Below are 18,192 nucleotides of genomic sequence, written 5' to 3'. Positions count from 1 at the left end.
CCATTTTTTTGCTTACCTCCACCTTAATTCCTTCTTTCAAAACTATACCTATCAATCGTTTCCCCTTTTTTTAAGTTTCTTCTCTTTTTGTTAAGAAAGATCTGACTAATGGATAGCTTGATAAGGGGGGTGTCTGATAATTTTTAACGCCTACCTACTTAAAACAAATGTATTATCCGAGAATTAAGTCTCTGGATTGAAATCACAGGAACTCACAGGGGTTAACCTAGGAGCAAAAGACTATTGCGAAGCATAACCTAAAAATTGATTACCGAGTTTACTGCTATTGAGCGTGAATGCGTGGATGGAGTAAACGCTCGACCGGTTGACCGTTTTTTAAATGTTCCTCGACAATCTGATTGACATCCTCTGGTTTAACACGACAGTACCAAGTTTCTTCGGGAATAATCCTCACCGTGGGGCTAGTGCTACACTGTCCTTGACAACCACTGGTCATAACGATGACATCTTCTGGGAGAGCTGCCGTTTGCCATGCTAAAAGAAGCTCGGACGCACCCTGCACCAAACAGGAAGAATGCTGACAGACCATCACAAATCGCTTTTGGGGATAAGACATATTACCTAAAAAGTTGCAAAATTGGATAGTTCCCCGGTTATATTCTTGGGAGTCGCTTTGGGGAAGCATAGTTTTATTTTGCCCCGAATCCCCAATACTGGCAACACAAAAAAAAGGGGCTGAAAATTAACCATCAATCTTTAAAATAGAATTGGGAGAAAAATTTAGTCAATCAAGAGGGTAAAAGTGGCATTCGCTAGTCATTGGATCATGTTAGGTTTATTACTGGGTTTTGCTGTCGCCCATAGCGGATTAGCCAGTTTACGAATGCGGGGAGAAGCCATCATCGGTGCGCGACTGTATCGGGTATTATTTGCCCTTGTGAGTATTCCTCTAGCAGTAATTTTAGTAGTTTATTTCTTCAATCATCGTTATGATGGTTTGCTTCTCTGGCAAGTACAGGGAGTAACCGGAGTTAAAACCCTAGTTTGGATACTTTCGGCCATTTCTTTTTTCTTTCTCTATCCTGCCACCTTTAACCTGCTGGAGATTGCCGCTATCCAAAAACCCCAGGTTCATCTCTACGAAACCGGCATTCTGCGCGTTACCCGTCATCCCCAGATGGTAGGACAGGTGATCTGGTGTATTGCTCACACCCTCTGGTTAGGGACAAGCTTTACCCTATTAACTTCCCTAGGTTTAATTGCTCATCATCTTTTTGCCGTCTGGCATGGCGATCGCCGGTTAGAAGACCGTTACGGAGAGGCATTTTTAAAGATCAAAGAACGCACCTCAGTGGTCCCCTTTTTAGCGATTATCGATGGTCGGCAAAGCCTGAAATGGCAAGAATTCCTTCGTCCTGCCTATCTAGGAGTAACAGGGTTTATTTTACTCCTCTGGTGGGCGCATCCTTGGCTAATGCAAGCAACAAGTAAAATTTATTGGTGATTTTGCTCCCAACTCCTTTCCTGTTGATCCCGATTGGTGTAGAATGGCTTCTATATCAAAATAAAGTTTTCATAAAATACGTTTAGACATGATACTATCTGTCAACGAAAAGAGCTTCCCTAAGCTAGTTTTAGAGTCTTCTCGTCCGGTTCTCGTGTATTTTTGGGCACCTTGGTGTGGTTTATGTCGTTTAATCCAACCCACCCTCTTTTCTTGGCAAAATGAGTGTCAAGATGCGATTCAATTAGTCGGTGTCAATGCCGATAATAATTTTAAATTAGCTAATAGTTTTCGTCTGCGTAGTCTGCCTACTTTAATTCTCTTCGATCGAGGTGTTCCGGTTCACCGTCTGGAGGAAATTCACAGTCGCGAGGAATTGCAACAAACCCTGCGACTAATAGTCAAAAATCAAATCCCGCGTTCAGCTTAAGGGAAAGATATCTTTTCTGATGGGACTGGCAGAGATAATATAATGGGACAAAAAGTAGATAATCCCAATTGCTACAACTCCCATAGTTCCCCCAGTTCAAAAAATTAGGAGGCTTGCAAAAAATGCCGATTGGTGTGGCTGAATTTGTCGAAAATCAGGAAAATCGCTGTCCTGTGGTACTACTACTAGATACCTCTGGTTCAATGCAAGGGGAACCGATTAAGGCTCTCAATGATGGCATCAAAACCTTTCAGGAGGACGTGATGCGGGATATGCAAGCGACGTTGAGTGTAGAAACCGCCATTGTCACCTTTGGTAATGGAGGGGTTAAAACCGTGCAAGATTTTGTCGGGATTGACCAATTTACGCCACCGACTTTAACCGCAGGAGACTTAACCCCCATGGGAGAAGCGATTGAATTGGCTTTAGATTTAATCGAAGATCGTAAGGCGATTTATAAAAGTTATGGTATCCAATATTATCGTCCCTGGATATTTTTAATTACTGATGGTGCGCCTACGGATCAATGGAATCTGGCGGCGCAACGGGTAAAACAAGGAGAAGCAGAAAATCGGGTTTTATTTTTTTCTGTAGGTGTTCAGGGTGCTGATATGGAGAAGCTCAAACAGATTTCTAATAATCCCCCCGTGTTACTCAATGGGTTAGATTTTCGGGATTTATTTCAGTGGTTAAGTAACTCAATGAAACGAGTTTCTGGTGGTAAAATTGGAGAAGCGATCGATTTACCACCAGTGAATTGGGGACAAATTACCACCTAGAGGACAGTTAATTATGTGGAGAACGTTGTGTCAATCGGTAATCGGTAGTTTTCATGTGCAAGGGGGATTACCCTGTCAAGATTATGGTGCTTATAAATTATTGGGTCAGGATGTTTTGATTGGAGCCGTGGCCGATGGGGCCGGTAGTGCCAAACATTCGGATTTGGGGGCGAAAATAACAGTTAAAGCAGCGCTGCAATTTTTAGAGGAAAATCTCAAAAAAACAGCATTTGCGGCAACTGAAACTGAAGCAGAATTAGAGGAAATATTCCGGCGACTGTTGGCTTATGTTCAGCAAATTCTCCAAGAAGAAACCGAAAAAGAACAGTTAGACATTAATGATCTAGCGACAACTTTACTGGTTGTTTTGGTTACTTCAAAACGGTTAGCGGCGATGCAGATAGGAGATGGTTTTATTGTCTTCAAACCTCTGGGTGGAAATTATCAGTTATTGTTGCAGCCTGACAAGGGGGAATACATCAATGAAACCACTTTTGTTATTTCTAGTAATGCTTTGGAGGATATGCAAATAAAAGTTTTAACCGAGCCAGTTGCCTTTATTTGTGTGGCGACAGATGGAGTGGAAAAGGTATCGATCGATTATAAAAATTGGCAGCCTTTTCCGCCTTTTTTTCAGCCATTAGAGGAATATTTACAACAGACAGAAACGCCATTGCAGGAAGATCTCAAAGAATTTTTAGAGCGGGAGGATTTAAATAAGTTAACAACCGATGATAAAACCTTACTCCTAGCTTTTTGTTTAAGAAACTGAGGGGTTTAAGAAACCGGGTTTGTTTGACAAACCCAGTTTCTGGATCATAGCGTTCCTAGGTAAAACAATCGTGAGCAAAAAATCTATCAAAAGCGACTTGAAGAGAATTGATGCGATGACGGATGAGAATATCGATTATTCTGATATTCCGCCGTTAGGTGATGAATTCTTTACCCAAGAAACAGTATCTTTTTCGACATCAAAGCAGCAATTAACCATCCAACTAGATCAAGATATATTAGAATGGTTAAAAGCCCAAGGAAAAGGATATGAGACACAAATTAACTACATCTTGCGGGAAGTGATGGAACAGCAGCAGCAGTAAAAAACAACGAACCTGATTTGATTACAAGGTTTGTTGTTGCGCTTCAGCGCTCAACTCTGGCGAAAATTGGGCTAAAGTGAATTCGAGTAATCTGTATAAAACGGAGGTCGTCTATGGCAGATTTAATCGTCCGCAATATCGATGAAGCCATCGTCAAAGCTCTCAAAAAGCGAGCCAGCCAACACGGGATCAGTGCCGAAGCCGAACACCGCCAAATCTTAGAAAAAGCCTTGCTGCAACCGCAACGAAAATCCCTAGCAGAGGTGCTACGCCAGATTCCCAGCGTTGGCAACGATTCAGACTTCGATCGCGTTCAAGATGACACAGCCAAACCAGTATTTGATTGATACTAAGTAGGTAGGCGTTAAAAATTATCAGACACCCCCGTTATCAAGGGTAGGGTTGATTCATGAATCAACCCTACCTTATCAAGGGGGGATCAAGGGGGGATTAAAGGCAAAATCCATTTTTAATTTAATTATAACCAGCTACTTAATATTATTAGTAAGTGAGCAAGATGCTCACACTTATAATAAGTAGGTAGGTGTTAAAAGTTGTCAGGCACCCCCCTTATCAAGGGGGGCAGGGGGGATCCCCCCGCCTATCGGCACCCCCCTTATCAAGGGGGGCAGGGGGGATCGGCACCCCCCTTATCAAGGGGGGCAGGGGGGATCGGCACCTCCCTTATCAAGGGGGGATCAAGGGGGGATTAAAGGCAAAATCCATTTTTAATTTAATTATAACCAGCTACTTATATCTAACTTATTAGAAACGACTAGATAAATTTTTCTGAACAGCACAAATACTCGGAGATTTTTTGATGTCTTTAACTTATCGCTGTCAACTACAGAATCGCTGGATTACACTGACGCAAGAACTGGCGAACAGTGGCGAAGCGAAAGTATGGCACACTAACTTTAATGGGTACTTAGCGAAAATCTACCACAATCCCCATAATGAAAGGGTTGATAAATTACAGTTAATGGTGAGAAATCGGCCTGGGGATCCTAATGCTCATCTTAACCATATTTCCTTCGCTTGGCCCTATTCTATCTTGGAAGATAACCAGGGAAAAGTCGTTGGTTTTTTAATGCCAGAAGTGGTGGGTTCAGAAACATTATTAAAGCTTTGTACCCCCAAATTGAGAAAACAATACAAGTTAGAAACTAATTGGTATTTTCTTCATGTAGTAGCGCGGAATATAGCCGCTATTATCCAAGCAATTCACCTTAAAGGTTATGTTTTGGGAGACATCAAGCTAGAAAATATCTTAGTGAATAATCGGGCGTTGCCTACGATTATTGACACAGATTCATTTCAAGTATCAGATCCCTATAGTAGTAAAATATATCGCTGTTTAGTTGGCTCAGAAGGATTTACGCCAGCGGAATTAATCGGAGTGAATCTAGCAGATGTAGATCAAACAGAAGTGCATGATCGCTTTCGATTAGGAGTTGTTATTTATTATCTACTATTTAGCGGGCCGCCGTTTCGGGGATTGTGGCAAGGAGCAGGGGATTCCCTGGAACAGTCGGAACTAATTCGACGGGGACTATGGCCTTTTTCTGGTGATAAATTGGTTGTACCTAGTAATACAACAATCCCATTAAATATTTTACATCGCGACTTACACGCCTTATTTTTGCGCTGTTTCAATGAGGGACATAAATTCCCCGACAGACGACCGACGGCTGAGGAATGGCGCGGTACTTTGGAAGCTGCACTAAAAGAGGTTATACGCTGTGGCAAAGTTGATAATCATTACTACAACCGCAGTTACGGAAAGTGTTATTGGTGTGAGCGATTTAGTGATTTAAATTTTGATATTTTTCCGGGGAACAGTATCGCTACTGTGACACCCTTCACCGAAAACCTACCCAAGGGAATAACACTGGAGATGGTGAGCTTACCAGCAGGTCAATTTTTCATGGGATCTCCTGACAGGGATAATGAAAAGCCTCAACACCAAGTTCAAGTCAACAGTTTTGCGATTGGGAAATATCCAGTCACTCAGGCACAATATCAAGCAGTAATGGGAAACAATCCCTCTTGGTTTAAAAATAATCCCCAAAATCCAGTAGAAAAGGTTAGTTGGAACGATGCTCAAGCCTTTTGTCAGAAATTGAGTCAAATAACAGGAAAAACCTATCGCCTACCGACGGAAGCGGAATGGGAATATGCTTGTCGTGCGGGGACAACCACTCGCTATTATTTCGGTGATGATGCTAATCAGTTAGGAGATTACGCTTGGTATAAAGGAAATTCTCAGGATAAAACTCATCCTGTGGGCCAGAAAAAGCCCAATGCTTGGGGACTCTATGACATGAGTGGCAATGTTTGGGACTGGTGCGAAGACGATTGGCACAATAACTATATCGGAGCGCCAAAGGATGGATCGGCGTGGCTTGTCAATAATGATAATCGTTCTCAGTTTCCTAAGTGTCTGCGGGGCGGTTCTTGGTTCAGCTTCCCTTATGTCTGTCGTTCTGCCAACCGCTACAGGGTCAACCCCGACTACGACTACGGCGACAGCGGTTTTCGGGTGGTGTGCGGTGCTGGGAGGACTCTGTAACCCTTATTCTCTTTTTACCCTTTTTTACCCTTTTTCTCTTTTTCTCTTTTTCCCGCCCTTAGGCGGGTCGATTTTTTTGAAAAAATTGAGGTAGTGTTAAATTTTGTTAAGGACAATGAAAAATGAAACAGTTATCGGTTGTTAAAAAGCCGTGGGTTGGGTTTCGTTCCTCAATCCAACCCAATGATTTAAAAATGTTGGGTTTCACTATCGTTTGGCCTAACCTACGATCAGACTACGGACGAAAAAGTGAGCGCCGATCTCCTAGGGTGTGTTAATGTTGGTGTAGCCTACCAGCCGACTTTACATGGCGGGTTACTGTAACCTTAAGGATCTCAAGTGTTTTGTCAAGGATAATTTGGGGGATTTTGCTCACCAATGAAACAAGCTATTACAGCGAAGGTTGTTAAAATAACCACCAACAAGGCCGAAAAAATCTTGTTAAATTCTGGTTTTAACAAAAAACAAGCTCAAGTTATCTTAAGCAAAATTACTAATTTTTGTCAACATTGGAAAATTCTTGAAATGTCTTTATTTGGTTCAGTATTAAGGGAAGACTTTCGAGTTGATAGTGATATTGATGTTCTTTATAAGTTTGCTCCCAATCATGGCTGGGATTTGTTTGATATTGTTCAGATGAAAGAAGAATTAGAGGAGATATTCGGACGCAAAGTTGACTTGGTTAATCAAGAGGGACTGAAAAACCCCTATCGTCGTTACGAAATTTTAAAAACTCATCAGCTAATTTATCGTCATGAACAGTCGTGAGGCTGGCTATCTTTGGGATATGGTCGAAGCTATTACTAATATCCAAGAATTTATTCAAGATGTTTCTTTGGAAGAATATTCCAAGAGTCTTTTGTTACAAAGTGCTGTGGAAAGACAATTAGAAATTTTAGGAGAAGCAGCCCGTAGAATTCCTGAGACTTTTCAACAAAAACACACCAAAATTGATTGGAGGGGAATTATTGGACTCAGAAATATTATTAGCCATCAGTACGATCAGGTTCAACCAGAAATTGTCTGGAATATTATTACAGTAAGACTTTCTCCTTTGCTAGAACAATTGCAGTCTCTATTACCACCATTGCCCCAATGATAATAATTTAAAAAATTAAGTTAATGGCAGATTATGACTGCTATCCTTTCTGGGGAATCGATCAAATAGGTGAGATAGATTTCTCGGAATTACCCTTTAGCAGTGAACAGTAAACAATTATCACTTAGAATGAATTGTAAAGGTTACGAAGCAGTAGTTTTTTTTGATGACGAGGCGGGTATCTTTTACGGTGAGGTGGCCAACGTCCGAGATGTTATCACTTTTCAGGGAGAGAGTGTGGCGGAATTGCAGCAGGCTTTTGCTGATTCAGTGGAAGATTACCTAGCTTTTTGTGCCGAGCGCGGGGAAAAGCCAGAAAAACCTTTTTCTGATAGTTTTCTGTCACAGCCACACCCGAAATTACACCAACAAATTTAGCAATAAGTAGGCTGGTTTGAGGAACGAAACCCAACCCAATTATTTAGGGTTTGCTGAAAAAGGCCTAGGGTGGGGTCAGGCAGAAGGCTCCGAGGCTGCGAGGCAGGAGTTTCAGGCTTTGTTGCCCTGCTTTTTTGTACCAGTTTGTGTACTGCACGAAAGATAATGCCAGGTTTTTGAAGGTCCCAATCCTATTTTCGCAGCATGAACATCGGATTTTAACAGGTCAAAAGCCTTATTTTAAAAGGTTTTTACCATTATTCAGCAACCCCTAAATAATTAATTCATAGCGAATTTTCATCTTTCCCTCCTAATTTATATTTTAAAATTAGATTACGAATTTGTTTGATTTGATAAGTTATGTAGGTTGGGTTGAACAGAGTGAAACCCAACAATTATAGGCTTTGTGTTGGGTTTCGTGCCTCAATCCAACCTACTACTACTGAACCAGAGAACAAAGAATCATCATAACATTATTGATCATCTGGCAAAGCTAAAATTTCATCCCCAATTAAATCAGGTAAATTTTCGGTATGAACGTGCAAGTGAGTAATTGAGCCTATTAATTCTGCCAAAATATCCCCTTTTTGGTCATCAGTTAGGCTTGGTAATTTAAGCTGACTTAGTAAGAATAAAACCGCCTCGCATTCTTCACCTAATTCAGATAATAGAGTGGCCAAGGTAGAGTTGACTTTCAAGGGTTTTTCAGTGTTTGAAATCATTGCTTATTTTCCTCTGTTTAATCGCTTTTCTGCTCTAGATAAACTTTTTTCTAAACCTTTAATTTCTCTTTTCTAGTAATTAATTAAGTTTTCATCGGGGGATTCTTTTTGTTCCTCATTGGCAATTTTTTGATGATGGATCAGAATTTGATAACGAATGCTTTCAACAGATTTACGAAATTTCTTTTTTGACAAGTATTTACTCCTAACTTGCGCTGGTTAATATCTATCGTAATTATAAACCATAGATTATGTAGGGGAAAATGGCATTTACCCTCCTGGGGTGACGGTGACAGGTATCGAATCGCGGAACCCCTGATAACCTCGTGTGGAAACGATGTAGGATCGGAGTTTGAAAAAACTGCGACACGCCTTATACGCTACAATTCACTGACACAGGACTGTCCAAACTCTTGAATATAAACACGCACTAAAAAAGTGTGATAGTGGGATGCCCCCAGTGGAATACCCTTTAATGTTTTGACATTTTTACAGGATAAAGCTAAGATAAGGACTATTCATCTTCAATCGTGGACAAAATGTTAGCGGAAATCAGGCTCAAAACCTTAACTGTTGCCATTATCTTTAGCTTTATTGGGTTAACCACCCCTATTTATGCAGAAAACCCCGATCATGTAGCAAAACTAAAAAAGACAAAACAATGTCCGGGTTGCGATCTCAGTGGGGCAGATTTAAGCAAGTTGAACTTAAAGAATGCCAACTTGAAAGGTGCTAATTTAAGAAGTGCCAATTTAAGCGAAAGTAATTTACTACAAGCTGATTTGGAAGGGGCAATTTTAACAGGTGCTAACCTACGTTCTGCTAACCTCATTGGGGCTAACCTCAAGAATGCCAAGCTAAATAGTGCTGATTTGGGTCGTGTAAAATTTATGGATGCTAATTTGACGGGAGCGAGTTTAGCTAATGCCTCTATATATGGAGCCAACTTTACTGGGGCTGATATGAGTGGTGTAATTTTGAATGGTACTCGAGGTTGCGGCGATGCCATTGCACCCGATGGAAGTACAGGAATAAGATGTTAAACAACATCTAAAAACATCTAAGCAATTCTTGATATTAATTACCTTTCTTTCGACAATCTGCAAAGCGTGAATATAGCAAGTGCCGATTCGTATTGCTTCCTCCATCTGACCAACCCTCTCCTAAAGGATAAGTTATTTGTACCGGAAGATGTCCTTGAGGTGGATTGGCATATTTAATATCATCACTCGATATATAGCTACTACCAGAACTGGTACTAGATGGTAGTATCCATTGAACCCATTGAGCAAATTGACGATAAGCTTCAATGATAGTTGTTGAATTATTTTTAGCATCATTCCAAAACTTTAATTGTGCCGACAGTCCTAATTGATTATTACTGTACTCAGACCAAAGCCGATCAATAAATTTTAAGTCCTCACAAGCAAAACTATTAATATCCTTTTCATCCAACCAGTCCCTATTTTTCCAATCTGGATTTTGATACTTGGCTGACGCTAACATTAACTTAAAAGTTATGTCGTCTGCTTCTTTCCATTTCTTTTGTTGTAGGAGTTGTCGTAGGGGTGCGTAGTCCACGCCAGTGGTTGAGGAGATGAGGGTCGATCGTGGTTGGGTAGGTGGTGTTGGTTGTGGCGTAACCACGGGCGATGGCGTAATAGGGGGAGGACTGAACGGAGAAGGCGATACCGCGACGGATTGCTGTGGATTGAGATAAAACTCACCCCCTTCTAAATCCCCTTCCGTCCAAGGCTGTTGGGCTGCGTTTGTTTTTTCCTTAACTGATGTGCTGACCCGCCGAAACATCAACTGCACATCGATGTTAGGTTTCTTGATATTTTCCAGTAATGCCGAAGTAAAGGGAGAATTGCGCTGTCCTACCCCATCTGCCGCCGTATTTCCTTCCCTCGTCGCGTAGGCAATAATAATGCCAGTAGCAGGAGAAACAGCCGTCAATCCCCGAACATTGCTACTCCGACGGCTCGATCGCCACCGCCGATAAAAGGGATTATCCCGACAAGCATCAATAATAATAATATTGACCTGATTTCTAGCTTCTTCCATTGCATTCAGCACCTTACCCAAAGCAACCGCCTCATAACGGGCATCTTTCTCATTCAGGAGTTGTGCCTTGAGGGGAATTAAATAATTTTCTCCTTCTACCTGTACCCCATGTCCCGCATAATAAAAGACACCCACGCCACCCTTACGCAATTGTCGGCTGAAATCGTTGATCGCTGTCTCCATCGATCGCAAATCCTGATTTTGCAACAACGTCACCTCAAAATCCAACTCCCGTAACGCCTTCGCCATATCCGTCGCATCATTGACAGGATTAGATAATGCGCCTTCCTCATAGTTCGCATTGCCAATCACCAAAGCTACTCTGGGTTGTTTTTGAGCGATTAACCGAGTATTAATCCCCTTCAATTGCCCTTGTGGAGATGGCAAACTGAAACTCGCATCCTTCGCCAAAACAACGGTTTTAGGGGTAGTATTAGCGGCAAATCCCGCAAAAGCAATGACGGTTAAACCAGTAGCAACAGAGAAAAAAATCGGTTTCAGAGGCAACATAGAACAAACTCAGCGATTTTTAAACTCAATAACAACTTACTCAATTTCTCCTATGTGAATCGTCATTTTTGTTGACGAATTCAAGAGAATCTTTTTCACTCCGTGGGGTTTATTCTGGGTGTCTTCTAACAATCGTTCTCGCCCTTGAGGACTCATGGTTGCTAGAGCGATCGTCGCTTGTCTGGGAGGATTTCCTAGCTTCAATGCTTGAAGGGGGAAATCTGGCAATATTTTTTTACTTCCTCGGAACCTAATCGGCAGAGGCTTTCCTGTACTCCAGACATCACCCTCAAAAGCGATCGCCTTAACTTGTGTCAACGGAACCTTTTCCGAATAACCCCCGGCCGAAAGCGTCAAACTTGTTTGATTAAAAGCCGTTAATTGCCCCGTCAGAGAAGCCCCCTGTTTCCTCGTCACCGTCGCCTTATCCGGCACCGCCACCTCCAACACCGTCCCCTGACTCCGCGCGGAACCCTGCCATCCCGCCCAATGCCCCTCATTCGCCACACCCAGCAATAGTAAAGCCAGAACACTCCCCTGCAAAATAGTCTTCTTCACCGGATTAACCCCTCAATATCCAGATAAATTAAGAGATGATAGAATCCTAACACCTCTTTTCTCCGCTCACAACTAGGCTGTTTGTCATGGCTGAACCCCAGACTACCACCGAATACAATCCCCTCGGCAAACTCCTCGGCGTGCTGGCATTGTTAGCCGCCGGCCTGTACTTTACTGGATGGACTTATCGCTGGACTTACTTCAGCTTCTTTCAACTCAAAGTCACCACCCTTAACCTACCCGGCGAATCCTTTTATCTTGCCGCCTTTCAAACCTTTTTCGGGGAACCCCTCGCCTTCCTGAGAACCATTCTCGTTTTGGGTGTGACAGTCTTCGCTATTCTCGTCACCCTGCACTGGGGTCAAAAATGGGGCAGTAAATACCTACGAAGATTGCCCTTTACTTTCAATGAAGCCCAGACAAAGATTCTTAACTTTTTCGCCTCTCTGCTGAATGAGCTAATTATCGTCCTCTTTATCCTCACAGCCCTCTTTTGGCTGGCCCGTTGGCAAGCCCAAGCGGATGCTTGGAAAGATGCCGTCAACGAAACCTCTTCACTGCCCGTCGTCACCCTTCTGATGTCTAAAAATGCCCCTTTAGGACGCAAACTCGATAACCCCCTCGATAACCCGACTGACTTGCGGATCATCGGCGATCGCAAAGCCTACGATCGCCTCCTTGGTGAAGAACTCACCGACCTCAGCGACCCCAACAAACCCAGAGTTTGGCGACTTCTCCTCAAAGGAGACGGTTATGCCTATATTTTCCCCGCCTTACCGAAAAAAGATTCCAGGTTGACCATTCCCGTGGCGATCGTTTATGAAAAAGATAATGGTGTTCAGCTAACCATTCTCAATGCTTCCCCGTCTCCACAGTAAAATAGGCAATGCTCACCCTAGTCATGCAAGGCGTAAAATTTCCCAGATTTTCAGATATTCTCGCTGACTACTTTTGTAGATCTTCATTGGCCCGAAAAATCGCTTCTTGACCATCACTAGAGGCCACAAAACCCATAAAAGCTTTGACTGCTTCACTAGCAGGTTCTTTGTAAACGTAGTAAAGGGTACGCTGCCAGGGATAATTAGGTTCACTGGCTGAAATTCCCTCAATAGCGAGCGCTCTGACGGTTTTTTGGTCGGCAATTTGGCTATAGGTTGCGTAACTAATGCCATTCAGTCCTAAAACTCGCAAAATTGGGGTGGTGGCATCCCTATCCATCATTTTAAAATTAGTTCCCCTACCAAATTCCCCCCCTTGCAGCACTTCCTGACGAAAACTTTGATAAGTGCCACTAATGGGAGGACGATTAATCACTTGAATAGTAGCAGCAGAACCTCCCACCTCGGACCAAGAGGTGATTTTTCCGGTAAAAATATCTTTAACTTGGGCAGTGGTTAACCCCCCCGCAAAGGGATTTTTTACTCCCACTACAACAGCGATCGCATCTCGAACGATCGGACTAGAAGCCAATCCCTGAGAGCGTTCTGACTCGGTTAAAGGTCGTGACACCGCCGCAATATCGATCGCCCCCCGGGCTACTTCCTCTAATCCCCTATCAGATCCTTGAGCATTTGTCAATACCTCTACCCCCTGAAATTTGGCTGTTAAAGCGGCTTTTAAGGCTTGATTAATCTGTACCATACTGGTGGAGCCGTTAATGCGAATTGTCGTGCCACTGGGGATAGAAGTCGGTGGGGCAAAACTAACCACTTCCTGGGGTGAGGGGGGAGGGGGTAGGGGAGAGGAGGCACTTTCCGATACCGGCGATTTTTGCGGACTTTTGCTGCTGCCACAGAGAAAAAATTCTTGACCTGCGGCACATTGACTTTGTAGCCAAAAGTAACCCCCACCTAAAATGCCCGCAGTGGCTAAAAGAGCGATTATTAAAGCAGTTGTTTCGTTTTTTTGAGACATACCCATCATTTGCTGACATTAGGGGGTCGATCGCCTGGACACCGGTGATCAATGGAAGTTTCGATGATATTATCTTAGTGCATGGAAATCCACTCTTGATTTAGGACTGTATATCATGACCCACGCACCTATATCCCCAGTCGTACTGGTTATCCTTGATGGTTGGGGTTATCGCCCGCAAAGGTCGGATAATGCGATCGCAATGGCGAAAACCCCGATTATGGATAGTCTCTGGGAAGTTTATACCCACACCTTAATCCGCACCTCCGCTAAGGATGTGGGACTACCGGAAGGACAGATGGGTAACTCGGAAGTTGGCCACCTCAATATCGGAGCGGGGCGAGTTGTACCACAGGAGTTAGTACGGATTTCCGATGCGATCGAAGATGGTTCGATTCAACAAAATCAGGCTTTATTAAAACTCTGCGCCGAGATTCGCCCTAAAAAAAGCAAATTACACCTGATTGGTTTATGTTCCGAGGGAGGAGTCCATTCCCATCTCGATCACTTACTGGGATTATTAGACTTAGCGAAAGTGCAAGGGATTAGCGATGTCTGCATTCATGTCATCACCGATGGTCGCGATACTAATGTCACCGACGGAATGCTCGCTATTAAACGGATTCAAGAACATATTAATAAAATCAAACTCGGTCGCATGGTGACTCTCAGTGGCCGTTATTATGCCATGGATCGGGATCGCCGTTGGGATCGGGTGGAAAAAGCCTATAACGTGATGACCAGTGATCAAGGTATCGACGGGCGACCGATCACAGAAGTATTACAGGCATTTTATGATCAAAATATTACCGATGAATTTATTCCCCCCACCAGAATTGCCCCGGGGGCGATCGAAGCGGGCGATGGGGTGATATTCTATAATTTCCGTCCCGATCGAGCTAGACAGTTATGTTATGCCCTGACTATGCCCGATTTTGAAGATTTCGATCGAGATTTAATTTCTCCGCTTAGTTTTGTCACTTTCACCCAATACGATCCGAAATTACCGGTAGATGTGGCCTTTGCTCCCCAGAATTTAAATAATATTTTAGGACAGGTGATCGCTCAACAGGGATTAAAACAGTTTCGTTGTGCGGAAACCGAAAAATATCCCCACGTCACCTACTTTTTTAATGGGGGGTTAGAAAAACCCTTTGAGGGAGAAGTGCGCGAATTAATTCCTAGTCCAAAAGTCGCCACCTATGACCAAGCTCCGGCCATGTCGGCAGCCGCGGTGACAGCAGCGGTCTGTGGGGCGATCGAACAGGGGATCTATAGTCTGGTGGTAGTCAATTACGCTAACCCCGATATGGTGGGTCATACGGGCATTTTAGACGCGGCCATGAAAGCAGTGGAAACGGTGGATCTATGCTTGGCTAAGTTGTTAAGTAGCATCAATAAATTGGGGGGAACAGTGTTAATCACTGCCGACCACGGTAACGCCGAAACGATGGTGGATGAGTCGGGTAATCCTTGGACGGCCCACACGACTAATCCCGTTCCTTTAATTTTAATTGAAGGGGAAGGAAGAAAAATACCCGGCCACGGTGGCGATGTGCAGTTGCGGGATGATGGTCGTTTAGCCGATATTGCCCCCACTATCCTGGAAATTCTCTCTATTCCCGTCCCAGTAGAAATGACCGGGCGATCGCTGATTAAACCAGCCGAAGTGGAAATTAAAGCCAGTCGCACTCCCGTCCGCATCTCGCTTTAACGAGTAAAAAGTCAAGAAAGGGGAATTTTATGCTGAAAACCATCGAAGGTGTTTATCGAGATGGACAAATACACCTAACCGAGTTACCCAATGATATTAGCGATCGCTCACAAGTGCTGGTGACTTTTCTCGATCAAATCGATCCTAGTAAGCTCAGACAACTGATGGAGTATTTAGAGAGCATTGAGGGGATTCAGCAAGGTTTCGAGGAGATAAATTCCGGTAAAACCCGTCCTCTTGCCGATTTTGCCCAAGAAATGGCCGAAAAATATGGTATTTCAGGTTGAAATTACCCCAACTGCCACGGCACAGATCGAAAAAGCCTATCGCTGGTATCGAGGTTATAATGCTGAGTTTGCTGACCGTTGGTTTCGAGGATTAATGAATGCTATTGCGACTCTGCAAGAGAAACCAACTCGTTGTGCTTTAGCGCTCGAACAGACGATTTTTCTACCCAAAGAAGTCCGACAACTTTTTTATGGGAAAGGCAAAAATGTCTATCGAGTGCTTTTTACAATTAGAGATAGTACGGTTTATGTGTTAAGTAGCTGGTTATAATTAAATTAAAAATGGATTTTAGGTTCGATCCCCCCTGCCCCCCTTGATAAGGGGGGTGCCGATAGGCGGGGGGATCCCCCCTTAATCCCCCCTTGATAAGGGGGGTGTCTGACAACTTTTAACGCCTACCTACTTATATGTTCGCCATAGCGCCCAAGCACCACTAACACTTGAGGATATAGAGGATGAAGAGGACCCTAGTTGATAACTAATTCAAAGCTGACGGCTTGATAACTGCTATACTTTGTAATGGAAAATAGAGAGTAATAATCATGACAGTGGTGCTGGTAGTACAGATTATTTGGGCGCTGGCGGCGGCCTTTCTGGCGATTTTGGTGTTATTACACAGTCCCAAAGGGGATGGTATTGGCGGTATTGGCGGTCAATCACAGATTTTTACCAGCGCAAAAACGGCGGAAAAAACCTTAAATCAGGTGACTTGGGCGTTGGGGACGGTATTTATCACCCTAACTATTGTACTGAGCGCTGGCTGGTTAAATCGCTAAATGCTAAGAGGTCGGTTCTCTTTTCTAGGACTCGCAGCCTTGGCGAGTCTTTTGCTGTTTTCCTATTCTTTGATTGCCGACAGTCGATCGCTACCAGAGTTAAAAACCCATCCTTTACCCGCTAATTTAGCCCAATGGCAAGAGCAAAACCAGTCCGGGGATTATTTTGATGCTGTGGAAATCAGTCCCGTGGGGGCGTTGATTTGGTCGCAATTTCCCGTGAAGATTTATGTTCACAGCGATCGCAGTTCTTGGCTGAGTTTGGTACAACAGGCGATCGCTGAATGGGGGCAGTATTTGCCGATCGAGTTGGTAAATCGGGCAGAATTGGCCGATATCCTCATTAAACGAGAGTTACCGCCGTCGGGAGTCCGTTTTAATGCCGAAACGGGTAAGTTAGAACTGCCCCGGGTGCGTTCTGCCATAACACAATACGAGATTTTTGTCAAGGAAAATCGCCTAACTCATCGGATGAGTATCCAGATTAGTCCTAATTTAGCCGATCGGTCGGCCTTAGCGGCAGCGCGGCACGAATTAGGTCACGCTTTGGGAATTTGGGGTCATAGTCCCCTAGAGACGGATGTAATGTATTTCGCTCAAACTAGAGATATTGCCCCGATTTCTAGCCGGGATATTAACACTTTAAAAAAGGTTTATCAGCAGCCAACTAAGTTAGGTTGGCAGATGGATCAGCTAGGGTATCTAATACCTGAATAGGTAAATATTGCTCTTCAGTCGGTTCTGCTATTAAAAAGTATAAGTTATGGATATACTTAGTATAACTGACTAAGATCCAGAAGATTAACCATCGCTTAAACCTCTATTTCCTCTAGCCATGTTTTAATCGCACTGATTAACTTGGGTTGCTGGGGAGGGGTGTTGCTGACTCAAGCTATGAATGCCAACTGTGCATCCTATCCAAAAGTTAGTTTAGCTCTAGGTTTTAAAAACCCCACACAAGAAGATTCCTATTGCAAATCAGCAACCCCAATCTTTGCCACCCTCGACAACTAAGCCAATACTAGAAACATATTGTACGGGTTTGCCTAACATTAAGGGATCTATTTCTCCCCAATCGTAAGGTTCATAATCTTCTAAACGAGATAGTTCGCTATCTAACCAATCATCTCTAGGGGCTGTTTTTTCCGAGGGATTGGGCTGTTTCAGGGAGTCTAAGGGTTTAGTCATGGGGAAAAAATGTCCTATACACAAACATTTTACCCACTATTGACTAACTTTTTAGTTCATCTACACCTCTATTTCCTCTAGCCATGTCTGAATCACGCTGATTAAGTTGGATTGTTGGGGTTTGAAATATTTGTTTGAGTAATTGTTTCGCTTCTTCTCTTTCTTCGTCTGATAAATAATCTTTTCCTTTGACACTGGAAAGATAGCTTTTGCTATTGCCGACAGCTTGAATATAACGCTGTTTTCCCTGATTAAAAATCTCTGTAAATCTCTGATGTTGCTGCCTTTGAATTTCGTTAGGTTGATTCATTATAAGTATAAGTAAGTAGGTGTTAAAAGTTGTCAAACACCCCCCTTATCAAGCAGTTCGCCCCTACATTGTGGACAAAATCCGTTACTGTAGGGGCGCAAAGCTTGCGCCCTCCGATCGATTGGGATATTATTCCCACGCAAGTCCCTTATCAAGGTAGCAGGGGGGATCGACACCCCCCTTATCAAGGTAGCAGGGGGGATCAGCACCCCCCTTATGGACTTGCGCTTTGATAATGTACCTTTTGGGCGAACGCAGTTCGCCCCTACATTGTGGACAAAATCCGTTACTGTAGGGGCGCAAAGCTTGCGCCCTCCGATCGATT

26 protein-coding genes are annotated in these 18,192 nt (G+C 43.4%); 18 read left to right on the top strand and 8 right to left on the bottom strand.

Translation table 11 applies throughout. The features are described 5' to 3' along the window. Positions 1 to 283: 283 nt before the first annotated feature. Entirely contained in the window at positions 284 to 577 is a 294-nt protein-coding gene (locus EWV60_RS16835; protein WP_002753074.1) for a (2Fe-2S) ferredoxin domain-containing protein, read from the bottom strand. A 186-nt stretch (positions 578 to 763) separates the two neighbouring features. Here EWV60_RS16835 and EWV60_RS16830 point away from each other — a divergent pair, with 186 nt between their 5' ends. The 11 genes from EWV60_RS16830 to EWV60_RS16785 all read left to right on the top strand — a co-directional run bounded on the left by EWV60_RS16830 (position 764) and on the right by EWV60_RS16785 (position 7,820). Then, positions 764 to 1,465: an NnrU family protein gene (locus tag EWV60_RS16830; protein ID WP_081330782.1), complete on the top strand. Its 702-nt coding sequence runs from the start codon at positions 764 to 766 to the stop codon at positions 1,463 to 1,465. Positions 1,466 to 1,553: 88 nt separating this feature from the next. Continuing rightward, positions 1,554 to 1,895 carry a thioredoxin family protein gene (locus EWV60_RS16825; RefSeq protein ID WP_016514592.1) on the top strand — a complete coding sequence of 114 codons (342 nt, stop codon included), beginning with the start codon at positions 1,554 to 1,556 and terminating at the stop codon, positions 1,893 to 1,895. 122 nt (positions 1,896 to 2,017) lie between these two features. Further along, positions 2,018 to 2,674, top strand: coding sequence for a vWA domain-containing protein (locus EWV60_RS16820; RefSeq protein WP_287233533.1), 657 nt, complete (start codon positions 2,018 to 2,020; stop codon positions 2,672 to 2,674). 13 nt (positions 2,675 to 2,687) lie between these two features. Next, complete coding sequence (locus EWV60_RS16815; RefSeq protein ID WP_190381223.1) at positions 2,688 to 3,446, top strand: PP2C family serine/threonine-protein phosphatase; 759 nt, start codon at positions 2,688 to 2,690, stop codon at positions 3,444 to 3,446. 115 nt (positions 3,447 to 3,561) lie between these two features. Beyond that, positions 3,562 to 3,771: a BrnA antitoxin family protein gene (locus EWV60_RS16810; RefSeq protein ID WP_081417880.1), complete on the top strand. Its 210-nt coding sequence runs from the start codon at positions 3,562 to 3,564 to the stop codon at positions 3,769 to 3,771. Positions 3,772 to 3,884: 113 nt separating this feature from the next. Continuing rightward, positions 3,885 to 4,118 carry a FitA-like ribbon-helix-helix domain-containing protein gene (locus EWV60_RS16805; RefSeq protein ID WP_287233530.1) on the top strand — a complete coding sequence of 78 codons (234 nt, stop codon included), beginning with the start codon at positions 3,885 to 3,887 and terminating at the stop codon, positions 4,116 to 4,118. Positions 4,119 to 4,591: 473 nt separating this feature from the next. Beyond that, positions 4,592 to 6,343 carry an SUMF1/EgtB/PvdO family nonheme iron enzyme gene (locus EWV60_RS16800; protein WP_287233529.1) on the top strand — a complete coding sequence of 584 codons (1,752 nt, stop codon included), beginning with the start codon at positions 4,592 to 4,594 and terminating at the stop codon, positions 6,341 to 6,343. 378 nt (positions 6,344 to 6,721) lie between these two features. Next, the gene (locus EWV60_RS16795) at positions 6,722 to 7,111 is read left to right on the top strand and encodes a nucleotidyltransferase family protein (RefSeq protein WP_002736777.1); all 390 of its coding nucleotides are present in this window, start codon (positions 6,722 to 6,724) and stop codon (positions 7,109 to 7,111) included. Next, positions 7,098 to 7,442 carry a HepT-like ribonuclease domain-containing protein gene (locus tag EWV60_RS16790; RefSeq protein WP_002774226.1) on the top strand — a complete coding sequence of 115 codons (345 nt, stop codon included), beginning with the start codon at positions 7,098 to 7,100 and terminating at the stop codon, positions 7,440 to 7,442. Before EWV60_RS16795 ends, EWV60_RS16790 begins: the two co-directional genes overlap by 14 nt. A gap of 23 nt (positions 7,443 to 7,465) precedes the next feature. Beyond that, positions 7,466 to 7,555, top strand: coding sequence for a hypothetical protein (locus EWV60_RS23445; protein WP_502705829.1), 90 nt, complete (start codon positions 7,466 to 7,468; stop codon positions 7,553 to 7,555). Between the two features lie 16 nt (positions 7,556 to 7,571). Then, positions 7,572 to 7,820: a type II toxin-antitoxin system HicB family antitoxin gene (locus tag EWV60_RS16785; RefSeq protein WP_008196811.1), complete on the top strand. Its 249-nt coding sequence runs from the start codon at positions 7,572 to 7,574 to the stop codon at positions 7,818 to 7,820. Between the two features lie 473 nt (positions 7,821 to 8,293). Here EWV60_RS16785 and EWV60_RS16780 read toward each other — a convergent pair whose 3' ends face one another. Both EWV60_RS16780 and EWV60_RS16775 read right to left on the bottom strand, forming a co-directional pair. Beyond that, positions 8,294 to 8,542: a hypothetical protein gene (locus EWV60_RS16780; protein ID WP_002745417.1), complete on the bottom strand. Its 249-nt coding sequence runs from the start codon at positions 8,540 to 8,542 to the stop codon at positions 8,294 to 8,296. A gap of 72 nt (positions 8,543 to 8,614) precedes the next feature. Continuing rightward, complete coding sequence (locus tag EWV60_RS16775; protein ID WP_255520686.1) at positions 8,615 to 8,737, bottom strand: hypothetical protein; 123 nt, start codon at positions 8,735 to 8,737, stop codon at positions 8,615 to 8,617. A gap of 344 nt (positions 8,738 to 9,081) precedes the next feature. Here EWV60_RS16775 and EWV60_RS16770 point away from each other — a divergent pair, with 344 nt between their 5' ends. Next, positions 9,082 to 9,585, top strand: a complete 504-nt coding sequence (locus EWV60_RS16770; protein ID WP_287233524.1) for a pentapeptide repeat-containing protein — start codon at positions 9,082 to 9,084, stop codon at positions 9,583 to 9,585. A gap of 34 nt (positions 9,586 to 9,619) precedes the next feature. Here EWV60_RS16770 and EWV60_RS16765 read toward each other — a convergent pair whose 3' ends face one another. Both EWV60_RS16765 and EWV60_RS16760 read right to left on the bottom strand, forming a co-directional pair. Next, entirely contained in the window at positions 9,620 to 11,119 is a 1,500-nt protein-coding gene (locus tag EWV60_RS16765) for a caspase family protein (protein ID WP_287233522.1), read from the bottom strand. A gap of 36 nt (positions 11,120 to 11,155) precedes the next feature. Beyond that, positions 11,156 to 11,677: a hypothetical protein gene (locus EWV60_RS16760; protein ID WP_287233521.1), complete on the bottom strand. Its 522-nt coding sequence runs from the start codon at positions 11,675 to 11,677 to the stop codon at positions 11,156 to 11,158. 86 nt (positions 11,678 to 11,763) lie between these two features. Here EWV60_RS16760 and EWV60_RS16755 point away from each other — a divergent pair, with 86 nt between their 5' ends. Further along, positions 11,764 to 12,555, top strand: a complete 792-nt coding sequence (locus EWV60_RS16755) for a hypothetical protein (protein ID WP_287233519.1) — start codon at positions 11,764 to 11,766, stop codon at positions 12,553 to 12,555. A 67-nt stretch (positions 12,556 to 12,622) separates the two neighbouring features. Here the strand turns inward: EWV60_RS16755 and EWV60_RS16750 are convergent, their stop codons facing one another. Further along, a complete protein-coding gene (locus tag EWV60_RS16750) occupies positions 12,623 to 13,600 on the bottom strand; it encodes a phosphate ABC transporter substrate-binding protein (RefSeq protein ID WP_287233517.1) in 978 nt (325 codons plus the stop codon). Between the two features lie 106 nt (positions 13,601 to 13,706). Here EWV60_RS16750 and gpmI point away from each other — a divergent pair, with 106 nt between their 5' ends. The 5 genes from gpmI (at position 13,707) to EWV60_RS16725 (ending at position 17,086) form a co-directional block, all read left to right on the top strand. Beyond that, a complete protein-coding gene (gene gpmI / locus EWV60_RS16745) occupies positions 13,707 to 15,305 on the top strand; it encodes a 2,3-bisphosphoglycerate-independent phosphoglycerate mutase (protein WP_287233515.1) in 1,599 nt (532 codons plus the stop codon). A 29-nt stretch (positions 15,306 to 15,334) separates the two neighbouring features. Further along, positions 15,335 to 15,592 carry a hypothetical protein gene (locus EWV60_RS16740; RefSeq protein WP_002736285.1) on the top strand — a complete coding sequence of 86 codons (258 nt, stop codon included), beginning with the start codon at positions 15,335 to 15,337 and terminating at the stop codon, positions 15,590 to 15,592. Continuing rightward, positions 15,576 to 15,863, top strand: coding sequence for a type II toxin-antitoxin system RelE/ParE family toxin (locus EWV60_RS16735; protein WP_002737927.1), 288 nt, complete (start codon positions 15,576 to 15,578; stop codon positions 15,861 to 15,863). Before EWV60_RS16740 ends, EWV60_RS16735 begins: the two co-directional genes overlap by 17 nt. Before the next feature lie 272 nt (positions 15,864 to 16,135). Further along, positions 16,136 to 16,369 carry a preprotein translocase subunit SecG gene (gene secG / locus EWV60_RS16730; RefSeq protein WP_002736485.1) on the top strand — a complete coding sequence of 78 codons (234 nt, stop codon included), beginning with the start codon at positions 16,136 to 16,138 and terminating at the stop codon, positions 16,367 to 16,369. After that, positions 16,370 to 17,086, top strand: coding sequence for a peptidase (locus EWV60_RS16725; protein WP_069473771.1), 717 nt, complete (start codon positions 16,370 to 16,372; stop codon positions 17,084 to 17,086). It begins immediately after the preceding gene. 261 nt (positions 17,087 to 17,347) lie between these two features. On the opposite strand, the gene EWV60_RS16720 is transcribed toward EWV60_RS16725, so the two are convergent. Beyond that, the gene (locus EWV60_RS16720; RefSeq protein ID WP_002761322.1) at positions 17,348 to 17,557 is read right to left on the bottom strand and encodes a hypothetical protein; all 210 of its coding nucleotides are present in this window, start codon (positions 17,555 to 17,557) and stop codon (positions 17,348 to 17,350) included. 43 nt (positions 17,558 to 17,600) lie between these two features. Further along, positions 17,601 to 17,867, bottom strand: a complete 267-nt coding sequence (locus tag EWV60_RS16715) for a hypothetical protein (protein WP_016514695.1) — start codon at positions 17,865 to 17,867, stop codon at positions 17,601 to 17,603. Between the last annotated feature and the right edge of the window lie 325 nt (positions 17,868 to 18,192).

Source organism: Microcystis sp. Msp_OC_L_20101000_S702 (assembly GCF_007095705.1).
GTDB lineage: Bacteria > Cyanobacteriota > Cyanobacteriia > Cyanobacteriales > Microcystaceae > Microcystis > Microcystis ichthyoblabe_A.
This window is presented reverse-complemented; position numbering and strand designations above follow the sequence as displayed.